9 protein-coding genes are annotated in these 12,751 nt (G+C 68.0%); 3 read left to right on the top strand and 6 right to left on the bottom strand.

The genetic code is table 11. The features are described from left to right. Window positions 1-33 precede the first annotated feature (33 nt). Window positions 34-2,475 (bottom strand): penicillin-binding protein 1A, encoded by a 2,442-nt coding sequence (locus ACK4SE_RS07605; RefSeq protein WP_409690697.1) that lies wholly within the window; start codon window positions 2,473-2,475, stop codon window positions 34-36. Window positions 2,476-2,548: 73 nt separating this feature from the next. Then, window positions 2,549-3,787, bottom strand: coding sequence for an N-acetylmuramoyl-L-alanine amidase (locus tag ACK4SE_RS07610; RefSeq protein ID WP_409690700.1), 1,239 nt, complete (start codon window positions 3,785-3,787; stop codon window positions 2,549-2,551). Between the two features lie 443 nt (window positions 3,788-4,230). On the opposite strand from ACK4SE_RS07610, the gene ACK4SE_RS07615 reads away from it, so the two are divergent. From ACK4SE_RS07615 to ACK4SE_RS07625, 3 genes are read left to right on the top strand one after another with little or no spacing between them, the layout of a single operon-like run. Continuing rightward, entirely contained in the window at window positions 4,231-6,795 is a 2,565-nt protein-coding gene (locus tag ACK4SE_RS07615) for an Rne/Rng family ribonuclease (RefSeq protein ID WP_409690701.1), read from the top strand. Between the two features lie 55 nt (window positions 6,796-6,850). Continuing rightward, entirely contained in the window at window positions 6,851-8,296 is a 1,446-nt protein-coding gene (locus tag ACK4SE_RS07620) for a M48 family metalloprotease (protein ID WP_409690703.1), read from the top strand. Between the two features lie 16 nt (window positions 8,297-8,312). Then, window positions 8,313-9,113, top strand: a complete 801-nt coding sequence (locus ACK4SE_RS07625; protein ID WP_409690706.1) for a DsbA family protein — start codon at window positions 8,313-8,315, stop codon at window positions 9,111-9,113. Window positions 9,114-9,159: 46 nt separating this feature from the next. Here the strand turns inward: ACK4SE_RS07625 and ACK4SE_RS07630 are convergent, their stop codons facing one another. The 4 genes from ACK4SE_RS07630 to petA all read right to left on the bottom strand — a co-directional run bounded on the left by ACK4SE_RS07630 (window position 9,160) and on the right by petA (window position 12,705). Beyond that, window positions 9,160-9,873, bottom strand: coding sequence for a TMEM175 family protein (locus ACK4SE_RS07630; RefSeq protein ID WP_409690708.1), 714 nt, complete (start codon window positions 9,871-9,873; stop codon window positions 9,160-9,162). An 80-nt stretch (window positions 9,874-9,953) separates the two neighbouring features. Continuing rightward, window positions 9,954-10,805 carry a cytochrome c1 gene (locus tag ACK4SE_RS07635; protein ID WP_409690801.1) on the bottom strand — a complete coding sequence of 284 codons (852 nt, stop codon included), beginning with the start codon at window positions 10,803-10,805 and terminating at the stop codon, window positions 9,954-9,956. A 35-nt stretch (window positions 10,806-10,840) separates the two neighbouring features. After that, the gene (locus tag ACK4SE_RS07640; RefSeq protein ID WP_409690710.1) at window positions 10,841-12,142 is read right to left on the bottom strand and encodes a cytochrome b; all 1,302 of its coding nucleotides are present in this window, start codon (window positions 12,140-12,142) and stop codon (window positions 10,841-10,843) included. A gap of 20 nt (window positions 12,143-12,162) precedes the next feature. Further along, window positions 12,163-12,705, bottom strand: a complete 543-nt coding sequence (gene petA / locus ACK4SE_RS07645) for a ubiquinol-cytochrome c reductase iron-sulfur subunit (RefSeq protein ID WP_409690713.1) — start codon at window positions 12,703-12,705, stop codon at window positions 12,163-12,165. Window positions 12,706-12,751: the final 46 nt, after the last annotated feature.

Consider the following 12,751-nt stretch of genomic DNA (forward strand, 5'->3'; position numbering starts at 1 on the left):
TTTCGGGCGGCGGCGGAAAGGTCATCTAGTCGGTCAATAGAGGCCGCTCAAGTCCTCAGCCGGTTGGCGCGGCGCCGACGGGGCCTGTTCAGGCGGAGCGGCCTGTTGCTGCTGCTGGGCCTCGCGCTGGGCCTCGGCCTCGCGGCGCAGCACGTCGGTATAGGCTTGCGGGCCCTCCCACGTCTGCTGAACGGGCGCCGGCGCGACGCGGCGCTCGGTGCCCGGGCGGAACGCTTCCTCAATTCCGTTCACGGTGCGGAAGATCGCATTGCGCGGACGCACGAACGGGCGCGCAGGCCGTTCCTTGAGCGCCTCGGTCATGAAGTTGATGAACACAGGCACGGCCGTGGCCGCGCCCGCCTCGCCGGAGCCCAGCGGACGGTTGTCGTCGAAGCCGATGAAGACGCCGACGACGATATCGGTGGTGAAGCCCACGAACCAGGCGCTGCGGTACTCGTTGGTGGTGCCGGTCTTGCCCGCCACCCAGCGGCCCAGACCGCGCGCGCGCACGCCCGTTCCGCGCTGGATCACGCCTTCCAGCATGGAGCTGATCTGATAGGCGGTGATGGGGTCGATGACCTGTTCGCCGCGCGGGGTCAGGCGCGGCGAAGCGGCGCCGTCAAAGCCGCGACCGCAGTTGCGGCAGTCCCGCTGGTCGGCGCGATAGATGGTGCGGCCGTTCCGGTCCTGGACCATTTCGATCAGATACGGGTCCACGCGCCGCCCGCCGTTGGCGAAGGCGGCGTAGGCGGCGGTGAGACGGTAGGGTGTGGTTTCCCCCGCCCCCAGCGACAGAGACAGATTGGGCTGCATGTCGTCGCCGGCGCCCATGTCCTCGGCCAGCTGGACGACGTTGTCCATGCCCACCGCCTGGGCGAGACGCACGGTCATGACGTTGCGCGACAGCTCCAGACCGCGGCGCAGGCTTTGCGGGCCATAGTACTGACGGCTGTAGTTTTCGGGGGTCCACGGACGCCCGCCCGCGCCGCCGGGGAAGGAGATGGGGGCATCCAGCACGATGCTGGCCGGGGTAAAATCGCCCTCGAGGGCCGCGGCGTAGACGATGGGCTTGAACGCCGAGCCCGGCTGGCGCTCGGCCTGGGTGGCGCGGTTGAAGCTGGACAGGGCGTAGGAATAGCCCCCCACCATCGCCAGCACACGGCCGGACTGGGGCTCGATGGCCACCAGGGCGCCGTTGACGGCGGGCACCTGCTTCAGGGCGAACTCGCCGCCGTCACGCGGCTCGACGAAAATCAGATCACCCTCGTCCAGCCCGTCGCCAGCGCGCGCCCAGGCGACGTCGGCAGACAGAAGGGTGCCCGTCTCGTCGTCCTGGGCCGTGCGGATGCGCACCGTGTTACCGTTGACGCTCTCCACCACGGCGGCGCGCCATTCGCGGCGTTCGGGCGGGGCCGACCGTTCCTGGGCCTGGTCCTGCCAGCCCTCCGCGATGTCCACGCTGCCCCAGGCGCCGCGCCAGCCGTGGCGGCGGTCGTAGTCCTCGAGGCCCTGCATCAGGGCCGTGCGGGCGGCGGATTGCAGTGAGGGGTCCAGCGTCGTGCGCATGTAGTAGCCGCCGGCGTTGATGTCCTCGCCGAACATGCGGAGGGCCCGGCGGCGCGCTTCCTCGACGAAGAAGTCGGCGTCCTGGTACTGGGCGCGGCGGGGCGCATCCTGGGTCACCAGGGGACGCGCGCGGGCGGCCTGGTGCTGCTCTTCGGTGATGAACCGGTTGGAGCGCATGGCCCCCAGCACCCAGTTGCGGCGGTCCAGGGCCGCCTCCGGGCGACGCAGGGGGTGATAGTTGTTGGGGCCCTTGGGCAGGGCGGCCAGGAAGGCGGCTTCATCCACCGTCAACTGGTCCAGCGACTTGCCGAAGTAGTTGAACGCCGCCGAGGCCACGCCGTACGAGCGATAGCCCAGGAAAATCTCGTTCAGATAGAGCTCGAGAATCTGCTCCTTGGACAGGGTCGCCTCGAGGCGACTGGCCAGGATCGCTTCACGCAGCTTGCGGCCGATGGTGCTCTCGTTGGTCAGCAGGACGTTCTTGGCGACCTGCTGGGTGATGGTCGAGCCGCCTTCCAGCCTGCGTCCCTGCACCGCGTTCAGCACGTTCTTGAACATGGCGCGGCTGACGCCGCCCACATCGATGCCGCCATGCTGGAAGAAATTGGAATCTTCGGCAGCGAGGAAGGCCTGGACCACCGGGGCCGGAATCTGGTCGTAGGTCACATAGATCCGGCGTTCCTGGGAGAACTCCCCGATCAGGGTGCCGTCGCCCGCATAGACGCGCGTGGCCGTCGCCGGACGATATTCCGCAAGGTCGCCCGCGTCGGGCAAGTCATGGAAAAGCCAGGCGGCGTATATGGCCAGCAGGACACCCGCCAAGGCGATGGCGCCCAGCAGGCCGATGCCTGCCAGAACGAACCAGCGTTCGCCGATCGTCTTCACGCGGAACTCCGATAATCGCCCCATGCGGCCGGTATTAGCCCGCGTCCGGCGAGGGCGCCAGTCCGTAAGAGAAGGTCAGCCGCACAACGTGGGTGGGTCAGCGCCTGCCGCCGGCCGGGCCGGCTCCGGCGACCATCACACCCTCGTCCGGTTGGGAGAAATAGCGATCGATGCCCTGGGCCGTGGCGCGCATCAGGCGGACGCGGCCCCGTTCGTCGGTCAGGAGTTGCTCGTCGTCCGGATTGGTCATGAAACCCATCTCCAGAAGCAGGGCGGGCACGTCGGGCGCCAGAAGCACCTCGAAATTGGCGTCGCGGTGGCTGCGGTTCAGCATGGGATGTCCCGAGCCTTCGAGATGGGTCAGCAGGACCCGGGCGGCCTGGGCCGAGCGATTCTGGGTCGCGCGCTGGGTCATGTCCAGCAGGATGCGGTCGACGGTGGGGTCGCGACCGGGCAGTTGCAATTCGGCGTGCCAGCCGTCGCGATTGGTGACCTGGCGCACGGCGCGCACGGCGCCCTGTTCGGACAGGGTGTAGACGCTGGCCCCCCGGGTGTTGCGGTCGTGCCCGGCGTCGGCGTGCAGGGAGATGAACAGGTCCGCGCCGGCCTCTCGGGCCATGGCGACCCGGCGCGATCGGGTCACATAGACGTCGGACGTGCGGGTCAGCATGACCCGGTACCCGCCGATGCGCTCAAGTTCGGTCTTCAGGTCGCGGGCGGCCTGGAGGGTCACGGCGCTCTCATTGGCGCGCCCGCCCAGGGTGCCGGGATCGTGCCCGCCGTGACCGGCGTCGATGACGATCAGGGGCGGCTCGCGGCGCTGGGGCGCGGACACCGTCTGCGGCGGGTTGCGCTCGGGCCGGACGGCTGCGGTCCCGTCGGTAGCCTTCAGGTCGATGACATAGCGGTAGTAGGAGACGCCGTCCCCGGGCGGCAGCAGAAAGCGGCGCTCGACCTCGGCCCCGCCCGCCAGCTCGAGCCGAAGCTCGGCGTCGCCGCCGGAGCCCTGCATTTCATAACCCCGGACCAGGCCCAGGCCGCGACCGCTGGCGCCCTGCCCTGCCGAGACGCCCGACAGGCTGAGCACCACGCGCCCCGCCTCGCCCGATTCGCGCACCGTTCCACGTGCCGTGCGCTCCATGTCGACCACGATGCGGGTCCGCTCGGCGTCGCCGCCGAAGCGCACGCGCAGCACATCGCCCTGGGCGTTCAGGGCCAGGCCCGCCCCGGCCGCGAGAACGGCGACCGCGAAAACGATGACCGCAGCCAGAATCAGCAGGCCGCGCGGCGTCGCGCGGCGTTTGCCGACCTCAGGAAGCTGAACCGACCGCGACATGCGCGAAACACCCACCAGAACTGAACTTTCCTCACATAGTGCCACATCGTGGTGATCAACGGGTTAAGCACCCGACGCTTTTCATTCCGGTCGCCAGTCACTATGCTGTGTCGTGATCATCGGCCGCGAAGGCGCGCGGATGGTCGCCAATCCGCCTTATCCGACGGGTTTTCCGGACCAATCCGGCGACTCGCTCACCAGAGGCCCTCACGCGCAGATGATGCGCGTCATGGCCTCAGGAACCGATAACACCATGGGCTCAACGCCTTGCGCCTCCATCCAGCCTGAAGCCGCCGTCGACGCCTTGTGCGTCCACGTTCGCTCGGCCCTCGCCACCGGCGAGCGGATGGGGTTCGGCGTGGAGCCTCTCACACCATACCGGCGAGCCGCTCGCGTCTTCCTGATCGAAGGCAGAGGTCCGGCGCGCCCTGGAGATACCCTTAATGTCGAAAACAATGCTGATCGATGCGGCGCACGCGGAAGAAACGCGCGTCGCCATCGTGGATGGCCGCCAGGTCGAGGAATTTGATTTTGAATCCAAGGCGCGGCGACAGCTGCGCGGCAACATCTATCTGGCCAAGGTCACCCGCGTAGAGCCCAGCCTGCAGGCGGCCTTCGTGGAATATGGCGGCAACCGCCACGGCTTCCTGGCCTTCAACGAAATCCACCCGGACTACTACCAGATCCCGGTCGCCGACCGCGAAGCCATCATGGCCGAGGTGGACGACGAGGGCGATGAGCATCTCGAACGTGAAAGCGCCGACGATGAGTCCGAAGGCGGCCCCGCCGAGGAAGAGCGCCTGAAGCGTCGCCTGATGCGCCGCTACAAGATCCAGGACGTCATCAAGCGCCGGCAGGTCATGCTGGTCCAGGTTGTCAAGGACGAGCGCGGCGGCAAGGGCGCGGCCCTGACCACCTGGCTGTCGCTGGCGGGCCGCTACTGCGTGCTGATGCCCAATACGGGCAAGGGCGGCGGTATCTCGCGCAAGATCACCCAGGCCACGGACCGCAAGCGCCTGAAGGCGGCGGCGGCGGCCCTGGAAGTGCCCAAGGGCATGGGTCTGATCATCCGCACGGCCGGCGCCAAGCGCACCAAGGCCGAGATCAAGCGCGACTACGAATATCTGCTGCGCCTGTGGGAGACGATCCGCGAAACGACGCTGAGCTCCAACGCCCCGTCGCTGATCTATGAGGAAGAGAACCTTGTCCGGCGCGCGGTGCGCGACATGTTCGACAAGGACTTCGACGGCATCCAGGTCGAGGGCGAGGAAGGCTGGCGCGAGGCGCGGGACTTCATGCGCGTGCTGATGCCGTCCCAGGCCAGGAAGGTGCATCTGTACAAGGGCTCGCGACCGCTGTTCGCCGCCCACGGCATCGAGGATATCCTGCACCAGATCCACCAGCCGGTGGTGCCGCTGAAGTCCGGCGGCTATCTGGTCATCAACCAGACCGAGGCCCTGGTGGCCGTCGACGTCAACTCCGGGCGCGCCACCAAGGAGCGCAACGTCGAGCAGACGGCGTACAAGACCAACATGGAAGCGGCCGTCGAGACGGCTCGCCAGCTGCGTCTGCGCGACCTGGCCGGGCTGGTGGTCATCGACTTCATCGACATGGATGAGGCCAAGAACAACCGCTCGGTCGAGAAGGTGCTGAAAGACGCCCTGTCCACGGATCGGGCGCGCGTCCAGATGGGCAAGATTTCCGGCTTCGGCCTGATGGAGATCAGCCGCCAGCGTCGCCGCATCGGCGTGCTGGAAGGCGCCACGGAGGTTTGTCCCCACTGTCAGGGCGCAGGCCGCATCCGCTCGGTTGAGTCGGCCGCGCTGATGGCGCTGCGTCTGGTGGACATCGAGGCGGGCAAGGGCGGCGCCGGCGCGGTGAACCTGCGCCTGTGCACAGCGGTGGCCCTGTACGTTCTGAACCACAAGCGCGCCTATCTGAGCCGGCTGGAGGAACAGCGCGGCCTGTTCGTCAACGTGATCGTCGACGACAGCCTGGCCCAGAGCGAACACGTCATCGAGCGCACGGAGACCAACGAGGACTTCGAGCCGCCGTTCCAGGACACGGCCCTGCCCGCGCCCCTGCATGACGACTTCGACGATTCGGCCTTCGACGACGAGGATGCCGACGACGATGAGGACGAAGGCGAGGACGGCGACGAACAGGCGCAGCAGCCGCGCGACAGGTCCGAGCACGAAGACGGCGAAACTTCCGAAGCGTCGGAAGGCGATGGCCGTGGCCGCCGCCGCCGCCGCCGTCGTCGTGGCGGCCGCGGGGACCAGGACGAGGTCCGCGATGAGGCTCGCGACGAGGTTCGCGTCGAGGACGCCGAGGACCCGAACAGCCAGGAAGACGAAGGGAGCCGCCGCCGCCGCCGGGGCCGTCGCGGCGGTCGACGCGCCCGCGAGGAAGGCGAACGGGATTCCTACACCTGGGTGCGCGGCCGCACGCCGTCGCTGCAGGACCCCTATGTCTGGTTCAACCCGCTGGACCTGATGGACGGCGGGCGTCCCGAACGCGCCGAACGACCCGACCGGGCCGAACGCAGGCCCCTGCCGGATCAGGGCGACCTGACCCACGAGGTGAAGGTGCAGACCCGCGCCACGTCCGAGGGCATGACGCCGCCCGAGGTTGCGCTGGACACGCCGGTCACGCGCTCTCTGGCCGATGCGGCCACGCCCGGCGAGCAGCCCAAGCGTCGCCGTGTGCGTCGCAAGCCCGCTGCAGACGTCGCTGCGGAGCCGGTCGCTGAACAGCCTGCGGTTCTGTCTGAGCCCGCCCCGGTTGAGCCCGAGCCGCAGCCCGAGCCCGCGCTTGAACCCGAGGCCGTGTCCGAGCCCGCGCCCCCGCTTGAACGGATCGTCGAAACGGATACGCCTCAGCCCGCACTGGTGGCGGCCAAGCCGGCGCCCAGGCCCGAAGTGGACATCGCCGCGGTGATCGAGGCGGATCCGGCCCAGATCGTCACACCCCCGGCAAAGCCGAAACGTGGGTGGTGGCGCCGATGAGCATCCGACGCTAGATTGAAGGGACGGGGGTAGGCGTCTGTCGAGGAGTTCGAACATGGCCTGGCCCCGTCGCTTTCTTTCCGGCGTCGTCGCCGCATCCGCTTTGGCGGCGGCAATGGTCGCTGCGGCGCCCGCGTCCGCCCAGTCGATCATTCGCGACACCGAGGTCGAGGCGATCATCCGCGAGTGGTCCGATCCCGTGCTGGACGCCATGGGTCTGCAGCCGGACGACGTCACCATCCTGCTGATCAATGATCCGACCCTGAACGCCTTCGCCACGCGCGGGCAGATCATGGGCTTTCATACCGGCCTGATCCTGGAGACCGACAATCCAGGCCAGCTTCTGGGCGTGATCGCCCACGAGGCCGGGCACATCAAGAATCGCCACACCCTGCGCGACGGGGCGTCCGATGCGGGCATGCAGCCGTTCCTGGTGTCCATGGCGCTGGGCGCCCTGGCCATCGCGGCGGGTGCGCCGGACGCCGGCGCGGCGCTGCTGGGCAGCTCCGGTTATTTCGGCACCATCGGCGCGCTGCAGTACATGCAGAGCCAGGAAGGCGAAGCCGATCTGACCGGCGCCCAGGCGCTGGATCGCGCCGGGCTGTCGGCCCGGGGACTGGTGGAGTTCTTCGAGGAGTTCCGGGCGCAGGAAGTGTTCTCCGACGCCCGCCGCTATCCCTATTTCCGCAGCCACCCGCTGTCGTCGCGCCGCATCGAGAACCTGCGCCGGCCGGTGGAACGTCTGCCGAACCACGGCGCACCGGATCCCGAACACTGGGCCGACCAGCACGCCCTGATGCTGGCCAAGATCGACGCCTTCCTGAATCCTCCGACCCAGACCTTCCGCACCTACCGGGAGAGCGACACCTCCCTGCCCGCCCGCTACGCCAGGGCCATCGCCTGGTATCGCCAGGGCGAAACCCAGCACGCGGTGAACTCGGTGGACGCCCTGATCGCGGAAGACCCTGAGAACCCCTATTACTGGGAGCTCAAGGGCCAGATCCTGTTCGAGGCCGGCTCGCCCGCCGACGCCGTGCCGGCTCATGCCCGCGCAGTCGAACTGATGCCGGAAAACGCGCCGCTGCTGCGCATCAACCTCGCCCACGCCCTGATCGAGACCAACGATGAGACGGTGCTGGAGCGGGCGATCGTGGAACTGCGCCGGGCCACCGTCGACGAGCCCAACAATCCCATGGCCTGGCGGCTGATGTCGCAGGCCTATGCAAGCCTGGGCATGGAGGGCGAGGCGCGACTGGCCTCGGCGGAGTTCCACTTCTCGGTCGGCCAGCAGCGTCAGGCGACCCAGTTCGCCCTGCGCGCCCGCGATATGCTGGACCCCGGGTCGATGGAATGGCGCCGGGCGGTGGACATCGTGCTGGCCTCCGGCGCTACGCCCGAGGACATCGAAGACCTCGACCGACGCCAGAGCGAGCGGCCACGCTCTCTCTTTCAAGACGTGACCGAGGGACGCCTGTCGCACGCCCCGACGCAACAGCACTGAGCCTCCAGGAGACTTCATGACCGACGACGCCGACCGCCCGGCCGGGCGACCCGCTGACCGTTCCGCCGGCTGGCTTCGCGATCCGCGCCTGGGCGCCGCCGCGCTGGGGGTGTCGGTTCTGGCGCTGGCCGTGGCGATGACGCCCCTGCTGACCGGCAGCGACTTCGACGGGCGCGTGCGGGCCTATCTGCTCAGCCACCCGGAAGTACTGGAAGAGATGCTGCAGGCTCGTCAGATGCAGCAGCAGAGCGCCGGCACCGAAGCCATCAATGAGGCCATCGCAGCGGATCCTTCGCTGGTGGCGCACGATCCCCGCGACCCGGCGTTCGGGCCCGCGGCTGACCAGGCCACGGCGACCGTGATCCAGTATTTCGATTACCGCTGTCCCGGCTGCAAGTCGGTGGCGCCCGGATTCCTGGCTGTGATGGAAGCCAATCAGGACGTGCGCTTCGTCTTCAAGGAATGGCCCATTCTGGATCGGCCGGGCGACGAGACTTCAAACTACGCCGCGCGGGCCGCCCTGGCCGCCCACGCCCAGGGCCGCTACCTGGAGGTCCACCAGGCCCTCATGGCCGAGCCGGCGCTGGACCAGCCGGGCGTTGACGCCGTTCTGGAAGGTCTGGGTCTCGACATGACCGTCGCGCGGGCGGCGATCGCTGCAGGCCCGACGGCCCAGCATGTGGCCGACATCCACGAGGCGGCGCGGCGCATGAACCTTCAGGGCACCCCCACCTTCATCGTCAACGGGCGCGCCACCGACGGGATTGATCCGCAGGTGGTGGCTGAGGCCATTGAGGCGGTGCGGGGCGGAGCATGACCGATTGGTCGGAAACGCGGCGCGTGTCCCTTCAATGGATCAGGGGCTAGGTCACGGTCCCCGCCGTCGGGACTCGCCGGCTCACAAGGGCGAGCAAGCGATGGCGCAGGGCGATGAGGATCGGGATCAACAGGTAGATCACGCCCGGCGCCCAGACGGCGACCGGCGCCGGCGCCAGCAGCGCCAGCAGGATCGACAGCACCGCCACCGCCACCATGATGAGCCAGCAGACCATCCAGTCCCGGGCTTCCTCCCTGGCGACCGGGGACATGCCGTGGTCGCCGCCGAGCCGGATGTGATGGCCGTACAGGGTCGCGTATGCGCCGGACAGCAGGACGAAACCCGCGCCATAGGCCGTGAACAGGAAGCGGAAATCCCCGACGTCCGTAGCCAGGTCACGGCCCGGCAACAGCCGTCCCGACATCAGGTGGAACGCCGACTCGAACATGAGTCGTAGCGGAAAGACGTAGATCAGCACCAGAAGAACGATGGCCAGGCTCAGCACCGTGGACAAGGCGTCCCTCCGGGGGGCCAGACGACCCACGTCCCGATATCCCAGCCAGAAGATGCAGATGATGGCGAAACTGGCGATCACGCTGGGCGCCCGGCCCAGAGCGGCGCCCAATTCGTCCAGGGTCGACGGCGGCGAGCCGGCGACGACCAGCAAGGTCACGGCGAAGGCGAAGGCAGCGTCGACGAAGCCGTCGAGCCTGCGCGCCCCCTGGTCACGATCGAGCAGGGCGGGACTTGCAGCGGCCATGAACGCGTGCTCCCAGACATGACGATGCCCGCAGGATGTATCATCCGGCGGGCATCGTCACCGTCAAATCACGACGAGGTTCAGTGCGCGACGCCGCGCCAGATGCGGCGGTAGCTCGCGTAGGTCAGACCCGCAAACAACAGCAGGTAGATCATCACCGCCAGGCCGGTGCGCTTGCGCTCCACCGCGCGGGGGTCTGACGCCCAGGCGATGAAGGCGGACACGTCGCGCGACATCTGGTCGACCGTCGCCTCGACACCGTCGTCATAGGTCACCTGACCCGCGCGTAGCGGGTTGGGCATGGCGATGAAGCCGCCGTAGGGCACATGGTCCGGATCACCGTCCCAGAAGGGCGTCATGTCCCCGGCCATATACGGGTTGTAGTACTGGCCCGAGGCGATGCGCAGACCCGCAGGGGCCTCCTCATAGCCGGACAGCAGCGAATAGATGTAGTTGGCCCCGTCGTGGCGGGCCTTGGCCATGACCGACAGGTCAGGCGGGAAGGCGCCGCCGTTGGCTGCGGCCGCAGCCGTGGCGTTGGGGTAAGGGTTCGGGAAGGCGTCAGCCGGCGTGCCGGGACGGAAGAGCGCCTCGCCAGTTTCGGAGTCGATGTCGGCGATCTCGAACTCGGCGGCCAGGGCGCGCACGAAGCGGTTGTTGTTGGGATTGCTCTCGTGCGGATCCCAGAACGGTCCACCCTCCTCCGCCAGGTTGCGGAAGGACAGCAGATCCATGCCGTGACAGGCGGCGCAGACTTCGCGGTAGACCTTGTAGCCCCGCTGCAGCTGGCCCTGATCGAAGGTGCCGAACGGTCCCTCGAAGCTGAAGTTGCCCGAGCGCGGATGCTTGGCCTCACCCGCGGCGAACGCGGGCGAAGCGGCGGTCAGACCCAGGGCCGCGACGGCGGCGACAAGGGCGGCCTTCACGGCCATGCGGGGGGCTTTGGCGACAGGACGCGTCATCGCGCTCAACCCTTCTTCTCGATGGCGGCCTCGGGGGCCAGGACGGGTTCGGAAATGGAGCTCGGAACCGGCAGCGGCTTCTCCTTCAGGGCCACGAACGGCATGACCAGGAAGAAGCCGAAGTAGAACAGGGTCGCGAAACGGCCCAGCCACAGGAAGCTGTTCAGGTCGCCGTCATAGACGGTGAAGGTGGAGAAGTTGCCGATCACATGGGCGTCGGGCAGCTCCGCGCCGCACCAGCCCAGGATGAAGCCGTTCAGCACGAACAGGACGAACAGCACCTTCATGATCGGGCGGTAGCGCATGGAACGGATGCGCGACCGATCCAGCCACGGCAGCACGAACAGGATGCCGATGGAGCCGAACATGGCCACCACGCCGCCGAACTTGTCGGGGATGGCGCGCAGGATGGCGTAGAACGGCAGCAGGTACCATTCGGGCACGATGTGCGCCGGCGTCACCAGCGGGTTGGCGGGAATGAAGTTGTCGGCGTGGCCCAGGGCGTTCGGGTTGAAGAACACGAAATACGAGAACAGCAGCAGGAACAGGATCACCGCGAAGCCGTCCTTGACCGTGTAGTACGGGTGGAAAGGCAGGGTGTCCTTGGCCTGGCGGTCCTTGGGGATCAGGATGCCGACGGGGTTGTTCTGGCCGGCGTGGTGCAGGGCCCACAGGTGCAGCACCACGCAGCCGGCGATCAGGAACGGCAGCAGATAGTGCAGCGAGAAGAAGCGGTTCAGGGTCGCGTTGTCGATGGCCGGGCCGCCTTGCAGCCATGTCAGGATCGGGCCGCCCACGATCGGAATCGAGCCGATCAGATTGGTGATCACCACCGCGCCGTGGAACGACATCTGACCCCAGGGCAGGACGTAGCCCAGGAAGGCCGTGCCGATCAGCAGGAAGAAGATCAGGCAGCCGACGATCCAGATCATCTCGCGCGGCGCCTTGTACGAGCCGTAGTACAGGCCGCGCAGCATGTGGATATAGGCCGCGATGAAGAACATCGAGGCGCCGTTGGCGTGGACGTAGCGGATCAGCCAGCCCCCGTTCACGTCGCGCATGATGCGCTCGACGGACTCGAAGGCCATCTCTGTGTTGGGCACATAGTGCATGGCCAGCAGGATGCCGGTCACGATCTGGATGCCCAGGCACAGCATCAGGATGCCGCCGAAGGTCCACCAGTAGTTGAGGTTCCTCGGGGTCGGCAGGCTCATGTAGTCCGCGCCGAAACGAATGATCGGCAGGCGGCTGTCCATCCACCGCTCGAAAGCGGTCTTGGGGACGTAGGTGGATTCGTGGTCGCTCATGATCTCTCTTACGTCCGCGCTCAGCCGATCCGGATCCGGGTGTCGTTCAGATACTCATAGGTCGGCACCACCAGGTTCGTGGGCGCCGGACCCCGGCGGATACGGCCCGAGGTGTCGTAGTGCGACCCGTGGCACGGGCAGAACCAGCCGCCGAAATCACCGGTGCCGAAGGTGGGCACGCAGCCCAGGTGCGTGCAGGACCCCACCAGCACCAGATACTGCTCACGCCCCTCGATCACACGCTCGGCGTCGGTCTGGGGATCCGGCAGGCCGGCGGTGTCATCGGCGCGGGCGCGCTCGATCTCGGCCGGGGTGCGGTAGCGCACGAACACCGGCTTGCCCTGCCACTTGATCACCACCTGCTGGCCTTCCTGAACCTTGGTCAGGTCGAACTCGATGGACGCCAGGGCCAGGGTGTCGGCCGCCGGGTTCATGGAATTGATCAGCGGCCAGACCGCAGCCACGCCGGCGCCGGCCGCAGCGGCCCCCGCGGCGATGTGGATGAAGTCTCGGCGGGTGGCGTCTTGCCCCTCACCCTCAGGATGCACGACCGATTCGGCCAATGTCTCACCTCTGCAGAACCCAGCGCCGGTCCGGAACGGACCGTCG

The organism is Brevundimonas sp., from assembly GCF_046293315.1.
Classification (GTDB): domain Bacteria; phylum Pseudomonadota; class Alphaproteobacteria; order Caulobacterales; family Caulobacteraceae; genus Brevundimonas.

What these genes read in the sequence shown, in the direction of transcription:
- ACK4SE_RS07640 (WP_409690710.1), bottom strand. Translation starts at nt 12,142, where the DNA reads ATGAGCGACCACGAATCCACCTACGTCCCCAAGACCGCTTTCGAGCGG.
- ACK4SE_RS07625 (WP_409690706.1), top strand. Translation starts at nt 8,313, where the DNA reads ATGACCGACGACGCCGACCGCCCGGCCGGGCGACCCGCTGACCGTTCC.
- ACK4SE_RS07620 (WP_409690703.1), top strand. Translation starts at nt 6,851, where the DNA reads ATGGCCTGGCCCCGTCGCTTTCTTTCCGGCGTCGTCGCCGCATCCGCT.
- ACK4SE_RS07610 (WP_409690700.1), bottom strand. Translation starts at nt 3,787, where the DNA reads ATGTCGCGGTCGGTTCAGCTTCCTGAGGTCGGCAAACGCCGCGCGACG.
- ACK4SE_RS07630 (WP_409690708.1), bottom strand. Translation starts at nt 9,873, where the DNA reads ATGGCCGCTGCAAGTCCCGCCCTGCTCGATCGTGACCAGGGGGCGCGC.
- ACK4SE_RS07635 (WP_409690801.1), bottom strand. Translation starts at nt 10,805, where the DNA reads ATGGCCGTGAAGGCCGCCCTTGTCGCCGCCGTCGCGGCCCTGGGTCTG.
- ACK4SE_RS07615 (WP_409690701.1), top strand. Translation starts at nt 4,231, where the DNA reads ATGTCGAAAACAATGCTGATCGATGCGGCGCACGCGGAAGAAACGCGC.
- ACK4SE_RS07605 (WP_409690697.1), bottom strand. Translation starts at nt 2,475, where the DNA reads ATGGGGCGATTATCGGAGTTCCGCGTGAAGACGATCGGCGAACGCTGG.